Genomic DNA, 16,266 nt, shown 5'->3' with positions numbered 1-16,266 from the left:
GCGACCAGCGCGAATCCCCCGCATCCGCGACTTTCTGACTCAGTAAGACTAAGAGGCTGTTTGGAAACTCTTTGGTCCGGAACGATCGTGGTCAAAGGGTCAAAAATCAGTCCTTGACCCGCTCACCGGGATAAGCGCCCCAGACAAGCGACTGGGCGAGCCAGCCGGTGTGGCCCTCGAACGTCATTTCGCACCACTGGCCGTCGCAGGACTTGATCGTTCCCATGACGCCAGGCTCGACCATCGCGACCACCCTTGCGTCCTGTTCAGGGCTGTTGAGAAGGTTCACCTGGGCGCCCTTGCCGCGCTGCCAGGGGGCGACGATTGCGGTGCGCCGGCCGGAAAGCAGCGACTGGTTGATCCAGCCCTCCGAACCGTCGGCGTCGCGCACGCGGCGCCATGTATCGAATTCCTGGATGATCTCCATCGGCAGGCCGGCCTTCATATACATCCAGTCGACCGAGTAGTTGGCGCCGGGGCCGACGCGCGAGTTGACGCGGCCGGATTTCAGACTGACGAATCGGGGCAGCGGCAGACCGCTCGGGCCGAGCGTGACGACGCTCTGGGCAGGTGCTGCCGCACTCTGCGCCGCGGCAAGCGGAGAATGAAGCAGAGCGCCGAGAAATGCTGCACTGAGGGTCAGGCGAAGCGACGCGAAACCAGACACTTTCATTCCTTTCGGCGCTTGCCTTGGCGCCCCTTTTTCTTTGTCTTCGGCGGCACCGCTTGTTACATGGGGTAATCGGCACCGCGACCGGCTTTCAGTTTCGCCGGTCTTGGTTAAAGAGGTCTCAACGAGATCGGGGTACGAGGAAACAATGGTAGGCAAAAAGAAGCCTCTCGTGGTCATCACGCGAAAGCTGCCCGATCCGGTCGAGACCCGCATGCGCGAACTGTTCGACGCCCGGCTGAATGTCGAGGACAGGCCGATGACGCAGCCGGAACTGGTCGCGGCGGTCAAGGAAGCCGACGTGCTGGTGCCGACGGTGACCGACCAGATCGACGCGGCGCTGATTGCCCAGGCCGGCGACAATCTCAAGCTGATCGCCAATTTCGGCAATGGCGTCGACAAGATCGATGTCACGGCGGCGGCCAAGAAGGGCATCACCGTCACCAACACGCCCAATGTGCTGACCGAGGACACTGCCGACATGACCCTGGCGCTGATGCTGGCTGTGCCGCGGCGGCTGGCGGAAGGCGCCAACGTGCTCACCGGCGACAAGAAATGGGCCGGCTGGTCGCCGACCTGGATGCTTGGGCGCCGCATCTGGGGCAAACGGCTCGGCATTGTCGGCATGGGGCGCATCGGCACCGCGGTCGCGAGGCGCGCCAAGGCCTTCGGCCTGTCGATCCACTACCACAACCGCCATCGCGTGCTGCCGGCCGTGGAAGATGAGTTGGAGGCGACCTATTGGGAAAGCCTCGACCAGATGCTGGCCCGCATGGACATCATTTCGGTCAATTGCCCGTCGACGCCGGCGACCTTCCATCTGCTTTCGGCGCGGCGGCTGGCGCTGCTGCAGCCTACGGCCTATGTCGTCAACACCGCACGCGGCGACATCATCGACGAAGAGGCGCTGGTGAAGATGATCCAGGACGGCAAGCTCGCTGGAGCCGGCCTCGACGTCTACGAGCACGAGCCGGCACTGAACGGGAAGCTGCTGAAGCTCGCCGCCAAGGGCAAGGTCGTGCTTCTGCCGCATATGGGCTCGGCAACGCTCGAAGGCCGCATCGACATGGGCGAAAGGGTCATCATCAACATCCGCGCGTTCGTCGACGGCCACCGGCCGCCGGATCGCGTGCTGCCGCTCAGAACCTGACGCCGCCTTCGAACGAAAGTCCAGGCTTACGCAAGGACCTTGCGCATGGTGATAGAAGTCGGCCTGATGTAGCCCTCATGCGCCGTCCGTTCGGTCTCGTGAAAGCCGAGGCGGGCAAAGGCAGCATGGTTTCCGGTCAGCTCGATCCGCGTCTGAAGTTCGACCGCAGCCTTGCCGCGGCTGCGGGCAAGATCCTCGACCGCCAGCATCAGCCGCCGGCCAATGCCTTGTCCCTGACAATCCGGCGCGACGGCGAGCTTGCCGACGTAAAATTCGGCCATTCTTTCAAGGGCAAAAACGCAGCCGACGATCCTGTCCCCCTCGAACGCCACGATGCCGACCTCCTGCCGCGCCTTGTCGCGCAAGGTGTCGGCGGTCAGCAGGTGCGCCGAGGAGGGCGGGTCGATGACACCGTCCATGGTGGCGAACGCGTGCATGATCAGTGCGAGCATATCGTCCCAATGGTCGAAATCGGCCTCGATCCTCATGACGGTGACAACTTCGGTCCGATCCACGATGTCAGCTTCTCTTGTAGCGGATCGTATCGAACCGCGCGGCAAGGCCATCATAGAGCAGCAGCCGGCCGACAAGCGGCTCGCCAATGCCGGTGATCAGCTTGATCGCCTCCATCGCCTGTAGCGTGCCGACGACACCAGTCAGCGCACCAAGCACCCCGGCCTCGGCACAGGACGGCACCAGGCCTGGCGGCGGCGCTTCGGGAAACAGATCGCGATAGCCCGGATTTGGCATCCCGTCCTTGCCGTCTTCGAACGGCTTCAGCACGGTCACCGAACCATCGAAGCGTCCGACGGCGGCGTGCACCAGCGGTTTCCTCTCGCTCGCGCAGGCGTCGGCCACCGTATAGCGGGTTTCAAAATTGTCGGAACCGTCAACGACGATGTCATAACGGGCGACGAGGGCAGCGGCGTTGTCCACGGTCAGCCGAAACGCGTGTATCTCGACAGCGGTGTTGGGATTGATGCGCGCGATTGCCGCCTTGGCACTATCGGTTTTCAGCATGCCGATGGTGTCGGTGCCGTGAATGACCTGGCGCTGCAGGTTGGAAAGCGAAACGGTGTCATCGTCGATCACGCCGAGCGTGCCGATGCCGGCGGCGGCAAGATATTCGAGCACCGGCGCACCCAGCCCGCCGGCGCCGATCACCAGCACCCGCGCCTGCTTCAGCCTCTGCTGGCCGGCGCCGCCAACCTCGGGCAGCACGATGTGGCGGGCATAGCGTTCGATCTCTTCGTCGGTCAGGGCGGCAGCGGTCATTGCCGGACCATATAGCGGCTGAAAAACCTTGTCAGGAGCCAATGCATGTCGTCCAGAAGTGTGAAGTGGTTTTGGGACCAACGACATGCACAAACCCGATGCATGTCACCCAAAGTTGTGAAGCGGTTTTGGAACCAACGACATGCACAACCCGATGCATGTCGCCCAAAAGTGTGAGGCGGTTTTGAGGACAACGACATGCGTAGACAAAGATCTAGATCGTTCGCCCGACCGTGCCGTGGTCGACAGTCAGGAATTGCGCACGCCCCTTGAGACTGGAAAACAGCGCCGCGTCGGTTCCGGTCATGAACGCCTGGCAGTTCAGGTCTTCGAGGATGGAAAACAACGCCGCGCGCCGCCCACCATCCAGATGCGCGGCGATTTCGTCGAGCAGCAGGATCGGTGTCATGCCTGACATCTCGCCAGTCAGCCGGGCGTGCGACAGGACGATGCCGACCAGCAGCGCCTTCTGCTCACCCGTCGAGCAGAGTTCGGCCGGCATTGCCTTGGGACGGTGCCGAACCACCAGATCCGAACGGTGCGGTCCCTCGAGCGTGCGCCCGGCGGCACGGTCGCGTTCACGACCCTCGGCAAGCGTCCGGCGGAACCGTTCCTCGACGTCGACCGCCGGCGCGATGGCAATCTCGGCCTCAAGCTCACCCGAAAGGCCGATATCGGCCTGCGGAAACGGTCCGCTGTCGGGCAGCCTGTCGATCATCGCGGCCAGCAGGCGCACCATCTCGGCGCGTGCGGCGGCGATCGCCACACCGGTTTCGGCCATTTGTGTCTCGATCGCGTCGAACCAGCGGTCGTCCCGGGAGCCTTCAGTAAGCAACCGATTGCGGCCGCGCATCGCCTTTTCGTAGTCGATTGCGCGCTGGCCGTGCCCGGGATCGATCGCCAGCACCAGCCGATCGAGAAAGCGCCGGCGATCCGCAGCTGGTCCGGTGAACAAGGCGTCCATCGCCGGCGTCAGCCACACCACGCGCAGCCACTCCAGCATCTCCTCGGCCGATCGCGCCGAAGCGCCGTTGATACGCACCCGCCTGCCGCCTTCGCCGGCACTGTCGCCGCCTGAAATGCCCGTACCGATCTCGACCTGGCCGTCGGGCCCATCGAGCCGGGCGTGCAGGGCAAAGCCGCCGTCGCCGCCTTCGCGCGCGACATCCGCATAAGGCGCGCGGCGCAAGCCGCGTCCCGGCGTCAGCAAGGAGATCGCTTCGAGAAGATTGGTCTTGCCCGCACCGTTATCGCCGGAAAAGACCACGGCACCCGGTGCCAGGTCGATCGCCAATCCCGCATAGTTGCGGAAATTGGTAAGTGTAAGCTTACTTATGTGAGTCTGTGCCGGCAACCGCTATCCGCCTATAGAGCGGTTCGTCGTTTCAAGGAAACGCAGACCTGCTCTAACTCTTTGTTTTGACGCAATTCCGGGCGGAAAACCGTTTCATACCTTTCCTGGAATTGCTCTGGAAGTCGCCGCAACCATAGTTCTCGCTGCCGGTCCAGTCGCGGGCCGGATTGGTGACGCCGCGCCGGCTAAACCCGCATCGGCATCAGCACATAAAGCGCGGTCTCGTCGGCCATGTCGTGGATCAGAGTCGGCGAACCCGCGTCGGCCAGCATGAACTTGGCCTCCGTGCCGGTCAGCTGCGCGGCAACGTCGAGCAGGTACTTGGCGTTGAAGCCGATCTCGATCGGATCGGACGAATAGTCGGCGGCCAGTTCCTCGGTAGCACTACCTGAATCCGGATTATTGACCGCAAGCGTCACCTGACCGTCGCTGATCGAAAGCTTCACCGCGCGGCCGCGTTCGGAGGAGATGGTAGAGACGCGATCGACAGCGGCAGCGAAACTCTGGCGGTCGATGATCAGCCTCTTGTCGTTACCGGTCGGAATGACCCGCTGATAGTCCGGGAAGGTGCCGTCGATCAGCTTCGAGGTCAAAACCACGCTGCCTATGGTGAAGCGGATCTTGGTGTCGGACAGTTCGGTGGTGACCGCGACATCCGGATCGTCGACCAGCTTCTGTAGCTCGCTCACGGTCTTGCGCGGAATGATGATGCCCGGCATGCCCTCGGAACCCGCCGGCGCGTCGATCTCGGCGCGTGCCAGGCGGTGGCCGTCGGTCGCCACCGAGCGCAGCTTCAGCTTGCCGCCGACCTCGTGCGTGTGCAGGTAGATGCCGTTCAGATAATAGCGCGTCTCTTCGGTGGAGATTGCGAACTGGGTCTTCTCGATCAGGCCCTTCAGGGCAACCGAGTCGAGACGGAAGATATGCGAGAAGGATCCGGCCGAAAGCTCCGGGAAGTCGGATTGCGGCAGGCACTGGAGGCGGAAGCTCGAACGGCCGGACGTCACCGTCATGGCGTTGCCGTCCTCGTCCGTCTTCAGCATCACCTCGGCGCCGTCGGCGAGCTTGCGCACGATGTCGTAGAGCAGATGTGCCGGAACCGTCGTCGCCCCGCCGCGCTCCACCTTGGCGGGCGTCGCTTCCGTCACCTCCAGGTCGAGGTCGGTCGCCTTCATTTCGAGGCTGGCGCCCTCGGCGCTGAGCAGCACGTTGGACAGGATCGGTATGGTGTTACGCCGCTCGACGACACGGTGGACGTGGTTGAGCGACTTCAGGAGATTTGACCGTTCCAGGATAACACGCATGACGAAACAGGCTCGCTTGAATGAATGACGGGTCACCAGTGAGCGGCGCCCCGCGAAAGGTCTGAACAGGCTCAGAATCTGCGTAAACTGACAGGAAAAAACCAGCAAACGCAAGCCCGCGACACCGGTTCAGGCCGGCTACGCGGGCTTTCTGGGGATAAAGGCCACGAAGTCCGCGAGCCGGTGTCGCAAAACCAAATTCCGGATCTCCCCCAGGCGACACCACGAACCCATTTCGGATCCAGGACCGCACCGGCAAGTCATTGAATTCCGGTGCTGTTCTGGTTTCGTCTTCGCCAGACCGGTCAGGCCTGGTCGTTGATCAACCGCCTCAGGAGCTCGAGTTCCTGCGCCAGAGTATTGTCGTTGCCCGAAAGGTCCTCGATCTTGCGAACGGCGTGCAGCACCGTGGTGTGATCGCGACCGCCGAAACGCCGTCCGATCTCGGGCAGGGAGCGCGGCGTCATCACCTTCGACAGGTACATGGCCACCTGCCGCGGCTTGACGATGGTGCGCGTGCGCCGGTTGGACAGCAACTCGGTCTTCGACACGTTGTAGTGGCGCGCGACGATGCGCTGGATGTCCTCGATACGGACCCGCTTCGGCTCGCCGGTGCGATAGATGTGGCCGAGGATCTCGTCGATCCGGTCGATGGTGATCTGCGGTTCGAAGGACTGGCGGAACAGCAGCTGATTGAACGCCCCTTCCAGCTCGCGTCCGCTGCCGGTCACGGTGCGGGCGACGTGATTGAGGATCTCCTCCGAAATATTGAGCGATGCGTCATCGACCCTTGCGGTGGCAAGGCGCAAGTTGAGCATGCCAAGGCGCATGGCGAAATCGGGCGCCGACATTTCAAGCGCGACGCCGCCATTGAGGCGCGACCGGACCCGCGGTTCGAGCGACTCCAATTCCGACGGCGGCCGGTCGGCGGCAACGACGACTTGCTTGGCGCTGTCGAGCAACATGTTGATCAGGTGGCAGAATTCATGCTGGATCGACTTGCCCTGCAGGAACTGCATGTCGTCGATGATGAGCAGGTCGATGTCGCGCAGCTGTTCCTTGAGCGTCAGCGCGTTGTTGTCACGGATCGCGGTGGCAAAGCGCCACATGAAATACTCGGCCGTGAGATAGACGACGCGCGACTTGGGGTTCTGCTTCAGCGATTCCGCGGCGATCGCCTGCAACAGGTGTGTCTTGCCGAGCCCGACGGTTGCGTGAAGGAAAAGCGGGTTGAAGCGCACCGCGCTCGATTGCGATTCCGCAACGGCCTTGGCGGCGGCGAAGGCCACCCGGTTCGACGGTCCCTCGATGAAGGAGCCGAATGTGTAGCGCGGATCAAGCGGCGAGCCGAGCACATTGTGCCGGAACTCGCTCTCGACCGGAATGCCCGGACGCGGAGCCGGTGCACGCTCTGCCCGGCCGGGGCTGACAGTGCCGGCGGCGAGCGCCGTCTGCGTCTGCCGCGTCATCTTGGCTCGCGCAGGCGCCACCTCCGGCTCGGCATGGCTGTGCCCCTGGCGGGTCGCAGTCCGCACAACGATCTCGATCTTGAGGAGATCGGGGTCCTCCTGCTTCCACAACTCGGAAATGAGGTCGAGATAGTGACCGTTGATCCATGAGCGCAGGAAAGCGGTGGGCACCGAGATGCGGATGATGCCCTTGGAAGCCTCCGCGACCTTCATGCGGCCGAACCAGCTCGAATAGACTTCAGTTCCCAGGCGCGCCTTCAACTGGGTCTTGACCCGGTCGAACTTCTGTTCCGCGTCGCTGGACACCGCCATGTCGTTTGCTCCGGTCAAAGTTCCAGGAAATGGGAGGTCGCCCGTAAGCTCCCTTTCGATGCCGCTCTGCATGGTCTCTTCCTTGTCCTTCCGTACCTGTTTCCACCGGGGATGCGCCCCTGCACCCGTGTCCCGGCAACTGCGTCTTCGCTACGGTGTCAGCTGCCGCCGCAGGCAGATGACATCGCCAATATTCGGGGGAAACCGGTGCCGGCCCATGGAAGCCAGTCCGCGTTGGGTATGTCTGGGCAATACGACACCATCCGGCGAAAAGTGCGCCGGCGCGCCGTCTACCTGCCATGTCTAGTTACGCCAGTCCCCTACCGTATCGAAAAAGACAAACCAAAGCCGTCCACGGACTTGATCCGCGTTGCAAATGCCGCCAATTTAAGCTGGCCGTTTCAAGCTGGGTTAAGGCCCGGAGCCCGTCCCTTTCGATAGACCGACATTACCGAAATCGCTGTGGATAGGGCAAGGCCGGGACTAACTGATTTTTAAGGAATCTGGTTAGTGGAGGCGGGTTCGAGTGGCGTGCCGCAACGGAACATTTTAACAAAGCCATTGTGATTCAAACTCTTTTCCGGCGAATATGAAAAAGCCGGCGCGGCGCGAAATTTTATGAAATAATTCGCTTGACAGCGACTTGTCCCCCATCGCCCCGGCTCGATGTGAACAAGCTGTGGACGACTGTCCGCAACTATTTGAAAAGTATAGATTATTTCTGAGTGTCGACTTTTTTCGAGTGAACCCTTTTCAGGGATACCGGCGATCAACCTGCATGGCAGTGCCGGCAAAGCATTTCGAGCCGCCAAAGGGCCGTTTCCGGCCATTCTTTTTAAGTGCTTGCCGGCAAACGAAAAAACCCGGCACAATCGGCCGGGTTCTCAGAACGTCAGTCCAGGACGTGATGTCAGGCCGACAAAACCTTGACCCGCTGGGCCAGTCGCGACACCTTCCGGGACGCCGTGTTCTTGTGGATCACGCCCTTGGTTGCGGCGCGCATCAATTCCGGCTCCGCAATCTTGAACGCAGCCTGTGCGGCAGCCTTGTCACCGGAGGCAAGTGCCTCTTCGACCTGGCGGATATAGGTGCGGACGCGCGAGCGACGGTTCTTGTTGACCGCCGCGCGGCGTGCGATCTTGCGCGTTGCCTTTTTGGCCGAGGATGTATTGGCCATGATGCCTCTCTTCTGATCTGGTCGGCGCATGCGGGATGCCGCAGGGCGCAAAAAACAAACGGGCAGCCACGGGGCCGCCTCGGTTGGTGCGGCTTATAGTTCAGCTTTTCCGGCGCGTCAACGCTGCCTGGCCTTCTTTTTGGCGGCTATCAAACTGGCGTCAGCGGTTGCTGAAATTCGGCTTCCGCTTCTCGGTGAAGGCCGCCATGCCTTCCTTCTGGTCCTCGAGCGCGAACAGCGAGTGAAACAGTCGGCGCTCGAACCGCAATCCCTCGGCAAGCGTCGTCTCAAAGGCGCGGTTGACAGCCTCCTTTGCCATCATCACCGACGGCAGCGAGAAGTCGGCGATCCTGGCAGCCGCCTTCAGCGCCTCCTCGACGAGCTCGCCGGCAGGCACGACCCGCGACACCAGGCCCGAACGCTCGGCTTCGGCTGCATCCATCATCCGCCCGGTCAGGCACATGTCCATCGCCTTCGACTTGCCGACGAAGCGGGTCAGCCGTTGCGACCCGCCCATGCCGGGAATGACGCCGAGCGTGATTTCGGGTTGGCCGAACTTGGCCGTGTCGGCGGCAATGATGAAGTCGCACATCATCGCCAGCTCGCAGCCGCCGCCCAGCGCATAGCCGGCCACCGCAGCGATGATCGGCTTCCGCGCCCGCGTAAACTCCTCCCAGCCGACGAAGAAGTCTTGGCAGTACGCATCCACATAGGAGATTGCCTGCATCTCCTTGATATCGGCGCCGGCGGCGAAGGCTTTTTCGGAACCGGTGATGACCATGGCGCCGATGCCGGCATCGGCGCCGAAACCGTTCACGGCTGCCACCAGTTCGGCCAGGATCTGGGAATTCAGCGCGTTGAGCGCCTGCGGCCTGTTCAGCGTGATCAACCCGACCTTGCCGCGCGCTTCGGTGACGATCGTCTCATAGGCCATGACTTGCTTCTCCTCGCTCGCCCATCGTCCAGAGCGGGTCATCGTTTCACGGAAACGCGGAACCGCTCTATCTCCTTGTTTTGATGCAACTCCCTAGGGAAAGCGCTACGCGCTTTTCCCGGGAAAGCCGTCTCACACGATTCCTGGAACTGCTCTAACTCACCGCTGACACGTCCGGCAATAGAAGGTCGATCGGCCGCTCTGCACGATCCGCTCGATGTGGCCGCTACAGCCGGGTTTCGAGCAAGGCTCACCCTCGCGGTCGTAGACGGCGAAGGAATGCTGGAAGTAGCCCAGCGATCCATCAGCCTGCATATAGTCCCTGAGCGAGGATCCGCCGACCGCGATCGCATCTGATATCACTGAGCGAATGGCTTCGGCGAGGCGCTCGCTTTGAGCCTGGGCCTTCTTCCCGGGCTTGGCGATCGTGCCCGCCTCGCGCAGCGGCGACAGGCTGGCGCGCCACAGCGCCTCCGAGACATAGATGTTGCCGAGCCCGGCGATCAGTCTCTGGTCGAGAAGCGCTGCCTTCAGCGGTGATCGCCGCCCTTTCAGCAATGAGGCAAGCAGCGGGCCGTCCAATGTGTTGCCGGTTGGCTCAACGCCGAGCCCTGCCAGCATCGGATGGACATCCGGCGGTCCTTCGGCAAACAACATGAAGCCGAAGCGGCGCGGATCATTGAAGATCACGCGCGAACTGGCGCCGCCCACGGATACGACATGGAAGACGACGTGGTCGTGGTTGGAGCTCTTCGAGCGGTCGTGGTGGAAGATACTAGGCATGTCGCTGCCATCCGCCGTCTCGATGCGGAATGAGCCCGACATGCCGAGATGGCAGATCAGCACCGGACCGCCTTCAACGTCCATCGTCAGATATTTGGCCCTGCGGCCAAGCGCGGTGATCGTCTTGCCGGTCAGCCGCTGCGAGAATCTTTCGGGAAATGGAAAGCGCAGATCCGGTCGGCGCGCCTCGACACGGGTGATGGTGGCACCTTCCAGAACCGGCTGCAGCCCACGCCGGACCGTCTCGACCTCGGGCAATTCAGGCATGGCCGCCAATCGTCGTATAGAAAGACGTGCCGTAACGGCCGCGCGCCAGCCCAAGATGCTCGGCCACGGTTTCCCCGATGTCGGCGAATGTCGTTCTCAGTCCGATGTCACCGCCCTTGAAACCCGGTCCGGTGCCGATCACCGGAATGCGTTCGCGCGTATGGTCGGTACCGCGCCAGGTCGGATCGTTGCCATGGTCGGCCGTCAGGATGAGAAGATCGCCCTGCCGCAGCCTCGCAAATGCCTCCGGCAACCGCCGGTCGAAGGCCTCGAGCGCGGCGGCATAACCCGCAACGTCGCGGCGATGCCCGAATTCGGTGTCGAAGTCGACGAAATTGGCGAAGACGAGGTCGCCATCGCCGGCATCATCCATCGCGCCCAGCGCCTCGTCGAACATGGCCATGTTGCCCGCCGCCTTGCGCACTTGCGAAATTCCGCGATGGGCGAAGATGTCGCCGATCTTGCCGATCGCGATGACGCGGCTGCCACGCGCCGTCAGCCGGTCGAGCAGGGTCGGCTCCGGCGGTGGCACCGCGTAGTCATGGCGGTTGTAGGTTCGCTCGAAGGTCGCGGTGGTTTCGCCGACGAACGGCCGCGCAATTACCCGCCCGATCCTCAGCGGGTCAACCAGCCTGCGCACCACCTTGCAGAATTCATAAAGCCGCTCGAGGCCGAAATGGGTTTCATGCGCGGCAATTTGCAGGACCGAGTCGACCGACGTGTAGCAGATCGGCTTGCCGGTACGGATGTGCTCCTCGCCGAACCGCTCGATGATTTCGGTGCCCGGCGCATGACAGTTGCCGAGAATGCCCGGCACCTTGCCCTCGCGGATGATCGCCTCGGTCAGATCCGCCGGAAAGGCGGGAACCGTATCCGGGAAATAGCCCCAGTCGAATCGCACCGGCAGGCCGGCGATTTCCCAATGGCCCGACGGCGTGTCCTTGCCGCTCGAAACCTCTTGCGCCGCGCCGTGGAAGGCCGTGGTGAGCAGATTCGTGCCGCTGCTGGCGAAGCCCAGTCCCGTGGCGGTTTCGGCAGCCTTGCCAAGCCCGAGCGAGGCCATGTTGGGGACAAACAGCGGTCCGCTGCGCAACCCTTCGCGATCCGCGCGGCCTTCGGCACAGGCTTCCGTGATGTGCGCGAATGTGTTGGCACCTGCGTCGCCATAGCGGTCGGCGTCGGCCGCCCCGCCGATGCCGAAGGAGTCCAGAACGAAGAGGAAAGCGCGCGTCATCGAATTGTTGCCAGTTTGAACGCCCAGACATAGGGTTCCGCGACTTCGTTGGCAATTCGGAAACCAAACGGCAACGACCAGGCGTGATAGTCCGATGCATGTTGCCCAAAAGTGCGAAGCGGTTTTGGGGCAAACGACATGCATAAACTGAGAATGCATGTTGCCCAAAAGTGCGAAGCGGTTTTGGGGCAACGACATGCATAGTGCGTGGCGGTTTTGGCATGTCGCAACGATGCGGCGGGCATAGGTATGGATCGAGGAAAGCAGGCAGCGGTTCTGTCATGAGGGTTGCCCTGAAGGCATACGCCGCTCTCTTGCTGGTGCAGGGTGCGCTCTGGTCCAATCCGGCGCATGCCGACTGGCGCGATGATATCGGTACGTTCCGCATCGGCATTGTTGCCGAGCCAGGCGCCGGCAACACCGTTCCGGGGCTGGCACGGTTGACCGACGCCTATACCAAGGCCTTGGGGATGAAGGTCGAGATTGTCGTTGCCCGCGACTATGCCGCGCTGATCGAGGCGCAGGCCAATGCCCGCATCGAATACGCAATCTATTCCGCGACAGCCTACGCGACGGCGTCGCAACGCTGCGGATGCATCGAGCCGCTTGTGGCTCCGGTCGATTTTGACGGCGCGATCGGCATCCGCTCCGTTCTCTTGACGCGCGACGGCAAGCTGCCTGATCTGGCGGCAATGGAAAGCCATCGCATCGCCATGGCCCCTTCGGACAGCGTCGGCGGTTCTCTGTTGCCATTGGCGGCGTTGACTGCGGAAGGCCGCAAGATTGCGCAAGATGCACCATTTCTGGTCCATGCCGAGTCGGCTGCGGCGGCGGAAACGATGCTGCTCGATGGCAAGGCCGATGGCCTGTTCGGCTGGGTAACGGCCGCTGCCGACGGCCGGCCGGAAGCATCGGGCACTCAAGCCTCAGGCGCGCAGGTATCGGGCACCCAGGCGAGGCTCGAAGCAGCTGGGCTTTCGGCAGCGGCGCTTCAAGTCGTATGGACGTCGGGCCTGCTGAGATATGGTCCCCACGCCGTCCGCAGCGACCTCGATCCGGAAGCCAAGCGCCGGCTCACTGTTTTCCTCACCAACCTCAAGTCGATGACGCCGGACGTCTACGATCTCCTGGAATCAAAGCATTCCGGCGGGTTCGCTATCGTGATGCCAAAGGATTACGAGATGGCCGCCGCTGTCGTGCGCTTCGTCGCGGGCAGTGGTCCGGGGCAGTAACGCGAGGCTTTGGAGCAGTTTTTGCGAACGGCTCAGCGGTCCCGGGTCAGCAGTCGCCACAAGGGATCGTCACGCTTCTACGCGGACGCAGATAGTAGGATTCGCCCATCGTCAGGGCGTTGAAAGCCGAGGTCAATCCAAGCTTCTGTTGGCTGCCCGCCGACCAGGTGATGACCGGCTTGTAGCCAAGAGTGCTGTCGACGCGGATGAGGAAGGTGCCGGCGACCTTGAGTTTTGCTGGAACCGTGGTGATGGTGGGGCCAGTGCTGGCGACGCCATTGACCAGCTTGCGCGACCACACCACCTGCACCAGCGGCGTTGCGTCGGTCGTGACCTGTATGGCCGTGATGGTGATGCTCGGGACCGAGCGGTTGTAGGGCTGAAGGGTGACGGCGCCGATCGCCATGATGGCGTCGATATCCGCCTTGACGACTGTCGTCTGCTGGGTGACGAGATCAGCCACCATGCTGCCGAGACGACTGACCTTCTTGCTGGTCTCGATGGCTTGTGACGCCTCCATGGTGATAAAATACATGGCCAGCAGAAGAGGCATGATCAAGGCGAACTCGACTGCCGCGATACCGCGGCGATCGGACCCGAATCGAATTGCTTTGCGCCAAAATCCTGAAGTCTTGAGATGTGCCCCCGCACGCATCATGCCCATTGCCCTCTTTCTTTTACTGCTCGTGCATCCGCCTCGAACTCAATTGTCGAACGGCTCGTTCTGCCAGGTTACCGACGCGAAATGCAGGGTCTTGTTGCCGCCCATCGACTGGGCCAGTAGATCGGTCATGATCGGCCATTTGTAAAAGACCCGCAGCATGTTCTTCGATTCCGCAGCACCCGCCGTAACGGCAAAGGACTGGTTGGCGCCGCCGTTGGTCAGGACGACTTGGCCAGCCTGAATCTTGAAGCCGGCCGCGGCGGCGGCTGCGAACGTCGTATATTGGCGAAGATCCACGTCCAGTTGATTGGGACAGTCCTGCGAGACGATGACCTCCAGTTTGTCGCAGATCATGTTCTTCAAATTGTCTCCGGCGACGTCGGCCGCCCTCAACTGGCCGGTGCGCAAGCGGCGCGCGACATCGTCGGTGATGTTGGACAACACTTCCTGGCCGGCAAATGCGATGCAGCTTTCCAGAATGGCAAAGACAAGCAGCGCAAACGGGATTGCAAGGATTCCGAATTCAATTGCCGTACTGCCGCGCCGGTCGCGAAGGAAGCGAGCGAAAAACCTTGGGCGTCTCGCTTTGTGCTCGTCTGCGGAGCCGAATTCCTTGCTCATGTCTGATCCTGCCGATCTCTATGCGGTCTCGGAAGGCGTATTAGCGCAAACCAATTGAGGCCCGGTTTGAATGATCGTTAAAGTCGTCGATGGCGACTTAACCAGCCGATAACCTGAACGGCATTCCACTGCGCCATCCTATCGGGTGCCGTTCATCTCAGCCTCGGAGGATTTCTCCGCATCACTCTTATAGGAGCTTTCGCAATAGGGCGTGCAGGACATGGTCTGTATTTCTGCACGGCGATAGATACGCACCGACGAGGCGGCCTGGCGCACGACGGTAACCTGTTCGTCGACGATCGGGCTGCCGTCCGTATCGAGCACGACCAGATTGGTGACGCCGAAACCCTTGCCGGTCAACACGATCGTCGAGGCGTCCTGTACGGAAGCGTCGGCGATTGCCGGATTGCCGACCACGATCGTATCGGCGGGACGCGACAGTTTGACGATCTTGGCCTGGTTCATCGTGACCTCGATGCCGGCCCCGGCCATGGCGGGCGCGACGAAGCTCGCGGCGACAAGAAGCGCAGCAATCACGATTGACGATCTCGGCTGGGCCATTGAGGCGCTCCACGCAAGCAGACTGATCAACGGAACATGAACGAGATTGGTGAACCAACGGTTAAGCGGACACCCTGGTCGAAGGGTGCGGCGTGCCAACTTGATTGCCTGCGGAGCGCGATCTCCCCACCATCGACCCCTGCAAACGGATGGGGCCGGCCGGCATTTAGTGCTGGGTTAACCACGCAATATGTTCGAACCGGGAAAGGAATCGGTAAGGCTGTTTATTAAGCCGATCGAAAGAGCTTCTCCCTAGATTGCCAGTATCCGATCAACCATCACAGAAGTTGACGGAAGTGCTGTAACACGTGGAGTAGGAGCTCTCGAATGTCTAATCTCATCGCACGTTTTGTGAAGGACGAATCCGGCGCGACCGCTATCGAATATGGTCTGATCGCCGCTCTCATCGCGCTCGCCATCATCACTGGCGCTGGCGCGCTCGGCAATGCACTCAACACCAAGTTCCTGGCTATCGGAAACACCTTGAACAGCAGCGGCAGCTAATCTGCCGCATAGCTGAGCGCTGAGCGCTGAGCGCTCGGATCACGTTCTGGAGAAGGGCTGCCGCGTGGCGGCCCTTCTCTATTCCGCTGCCAATACCAGTCGCCTTTTCGTTCCGGGCCTCACCAATCGTTAATCGAACATGGCTAGATTGAGCCCTGTGAAATCGGACAATAGGCATAGCGCCGATGCTTGAAGCCCTGATCTTCGTCGTGTTTCCGTTCTGCATGCTGTTTGCCGCGATCTCCGACATGCTGTCGATGACGATCGCCAATCGCGTGCCGGTGCTGCTTGTTGTTGTTTTCGCGCTGGTTGCGCCGCTGACGGGTATGGAATGGGCAGCCTATGGCGGACATATCGCCACTGGCGCCCTGGTCCTGGCCGTGACGTTCGGCCTGTTTGCAATGGGTGGCATGGGTGGTGGCGACGCCAAGCTGCTGGCCGCCTCCGCGATGTGGATGGGTCTCAATATACATCTCGTCGAGTATCTTGTGGTCTCGACAATCATCGGCGGCCTGCTGACGCTCGCCATCCTCCTCTACCGGAAATCGCTGCTTGCGGCCGTTACCGGCCAAAATCCGTTTCTGCGCCATTTCGCCGAAGAGTCAAATGGGGTTCCCTACGGGATCGCGCTTGGCCTTGGCGGGTTGCTGACCTATCCGGATTCGCCCTTGATGGTCTGGGCGCTGACCAGGCTGGCGACCTGAACACGATCCGATTTCGGTTATCCACCAGCATTGCCGCAGCCGGCTTTCGAC

Annotated in this window: 17 protein-coding genes; 4 read left to right on the top strand and 13 right to left on the bottom strand. The window is 61.9% G+C overall.

What is annotated here, in order from left to right; genetic code table 11:
- Positions 1–106: 106 nt before the first annotated feature.
- Positions 107–667: an SH3 domain-containing protein gene (locus tag AC07FD_RS20640; RefSeq protein WP_095084275.1), complete on the bottom strand. Its 561-nt coding sequence runs from the start codon at positions 665–667 to the stop codon at positions 107–109.
- Positions 668–818: 151 nt separating this feature from the next.
- Here AC07FD_RS20640 and AC07FD_RS20635 point away from each other — a divergent pair, with 151 nt between their 5' ends.
- Positions 819–1,820, top strand: coding sequence for a 2-hydroxyacid dehydrogenase (locus tag AC07FD_RS20635; protein WP_457152863.1), 1,002 nt, complete (start codon positions 819–821; stop codon positions 1,818–1,820).
- A 26-nt stretch (positions 1,821–1,846) separates the two neighbouring features.
- Here AC07FD_RS20635 and AC07FD_RS20630 read toward each other — a convergent pair whose 3' ends face one another.
- The 9 genes from AC07FD_RS20630 to AC07FD_RS20590 all read right to left on the bottom strand — a co-directional run bounded on the left by AC07FD_RS20630 (position 1,847) and on the right by AC07FD_RS20590 (position 11,929).
- A complete protein-coding gene (locus AC07FD_RS20630; RefSeq protein ID WP_478351337.1) occupies positions 1,847–2,308 on the bottom strand; it encodes a GNAT family N-acetyltransferase in 462 nt (153 codons plus the stop codon).
- Positions 2,309–2,339: 31 nt separating this feature from the next.
- Positions 2,340–3,095 carry a molybdopterin-synthase adenylyltransferase MoeB gene (locus tag AC07FD_RS20625; protein WP_478351332.1) on the bottom strand — a complete coding sequence of 252 codons (756 nt, stop codon included), beginning with the start codon at positions 3,093–3,095 and terminating at the stop codon, positions 2,340–2,342.
- A gap of 214 nt (positions 3,096–3,309) precedes the next feature.
- A complete protein-coding gene (recF, locus tag AC07FD_RS20620; protein ID WP_478351331.1) occupies positions 3,310–4,449 on the bottom strand; it encodes a DNA replication/repair protein RecF in 1,140 nt (379 codons plus the stop codon).
- Positions 4,450–4,634: 185 nt separating this feature from the next.
- On the bottom strand, positions 4,635–5,753 hold the full coding sequence (gene dnaN, locus AC07FD_RS20615; RefSeq protein ID WP_095082385.1) for a DNA polymerase III subunit beta: 1,119 nt from the start codon (positions 5,751–5,753) through the stop codon (positions 4,635–4,637).
- A 305-nt stretch (positions 5,754–6,058) separates the two neighbouring features.
- Complete coding sequence (gene dnaA / locus AC07FD_RS20610; protein ID WP_478351330.1) at positions 6,059–7,534, bottom strand: chromosomal replication initiator protein DnaA; 1,476 nt, start codon at positions 7,532–7,534, stop codon at positions 6,059–6,061.
- 910 nt (positions 7,535–8,444) lie between these two features.
- Positions 8,445–8,711 carry a 30S ribosomal protein S20 gene (gene rpsT, locus AC07FD_RS20605; RefSeq protein WP_095084274.1) on the bottom strand — a complete coding sequence of 89 codons (267 nt, stop codon included), beginning with the start codon at positions 8,709–8,711 and terminating at the stop codon, positions 8,445–8,447.
- A gap of 160 nt (positions 8,712–8,871) precedes the next feature.
- Positions 8,872–9,645, bottom strand: a complete 774-nt coding sequence (locus AC07FD_RS20600) for an enoyl-CoA hydratase (RefSeq protein ID WP_457153986.1) — start codon at positions 9,643–9,645, stop codon at positions 8,872–8,874.
- A gap of 159 nt (positions 9,646–9,804) precedes the next feature.
- Entirely contained in the window at positions 9,805–10,695 is an 891-nt protein-coding gene (gene mutM / locus AC07FD_RS20595; protein WP_478351329.1) for a bifunctional DNA-formamidopyrimidine glycosylase/DNA-(apurinic or apyrimidinic site) lyase, read from the bottom strand.
- A complete protein-coding gene (locus tag AC07FD_RS20590; RefSeq protein ID WP_478351328.1) occupies positions 10,688–11,929 on the bottom strand; it encodes a phosphopentomutase in 1,242 nt (413 codons plus the stop codon). The genes mutM and AC07FD_RS20590 overlap by 8 nt, the downstream gene beginning before the upstream one ends.
- A gap of 281 nt (positions 11,930–12,210) precedes the next feature.
- Here AC07FD_RS20590 and AC07FD_RS20585 point away from each other — a divergent pair, with 281 nt between their 5' ends.
- The gene (locus tag AC07FD_RS20585; protein ID WP_478351327.1) at positions 12,211–13,161 is read left to right on the top strand and encodes a phosphate/phosphite/phosphonate ABC transporter substrate-binding protein; all 951 of its coding nucleotides are present in this window, start codon (positions 12,211–12,213) and stop codon (positions 13,159–13,161) included.
- 46 nt (positions 13,162–13,207) lie between these two features.
- Here AC07FD_RS20585 and AC07FD_RS20580 read toward each other — a convergent pair whose 3' ends face one another.
- The 3 genes from AC07FD_RS20580 to AC07FD_RS20570 all read right to left on the bottom strand — a co-directional run bounded on the left by AC07FD_RS20580 (position 13,208) and on the right by AC07FD_RS20570 (position 15,007).
- A complete protein-coding gene (locus AC07FD_RS20580) occupies positions 13,208–13,819 on the bottom strand; it encodes a TadE/TadG family type IV pilus assembly protein (RefSeq protein ID WP_478351336.1) in 612 nt (203 codons plus the stop codon).
- Between the two features lie 45 nt (positions 13,820–13,864).
- Positions 13,865–14,446 carry a TadE/TadG family type IV pilus assembly protein gene (locus tag AC07FD_RS20575; RefSeq protein WP_478351326.1) on the bottom strand — a complete coding sequence of 194 codons (582 nt, stop codon included), beginning with the start codon at positions 14,444–14,446 and terminating at the stop codon, positions 13,865–13,867.
- 138 nt (positions 14,447–14,584) lie between these two features.
- Positions 14,585–15,007 (bottom strand): pilus assembly protein N-terminal domain-containing protein, encoded by a 423-nt coding sequence (locus AC07FD_RS20570; protein WP_095082375.1) that lies wholly within the window; start codon positions 15,005–15,007, stop codon positions 14,585–14,587.
- 327 nt (positions 15,008–15,334) lie between these two features.
- On the opposite strand from AC07FD_RS20570, the gene AC07FD_RS20565 reads away from it, so the two are divergent.
- Together AC07FD_RS20565 and AC07FD_RS20560 are read left to right on the top strand one after the other, a co-directional pair.
- Entirely contained in the window at positions 15,335–15,511 is a 177-nt protein-coding gene (locus AC07FD_RS20565) for a Flp family type IVb pilin (RefSeq protein WP_184877599.1), read from the top strand.
- Positions 15,512–15,696: 185 nt separating this feature from the next.
- Positions 15,697–16,215 (top strand): A24 family peptidase, encoded by a 519-nt coding sequence (locus tag AC07FD_RS20560; protein ID WP_095082371.1) that lies wholly within the window; start codon positions 15,697–15,699, stop codon positions 16,213–16,215.
- The last annotated feature ends 51 nt before the right edge of the window (positions 16,216–16,266 follow it).

It is taken from the genome of Mesorhizobium waitakense (assembly GCF_056431085.1).
Note: the sequence above shows the minus strand (reverse complement) of the source record. Positions and strands in the feature narration are given on the sequence as shown.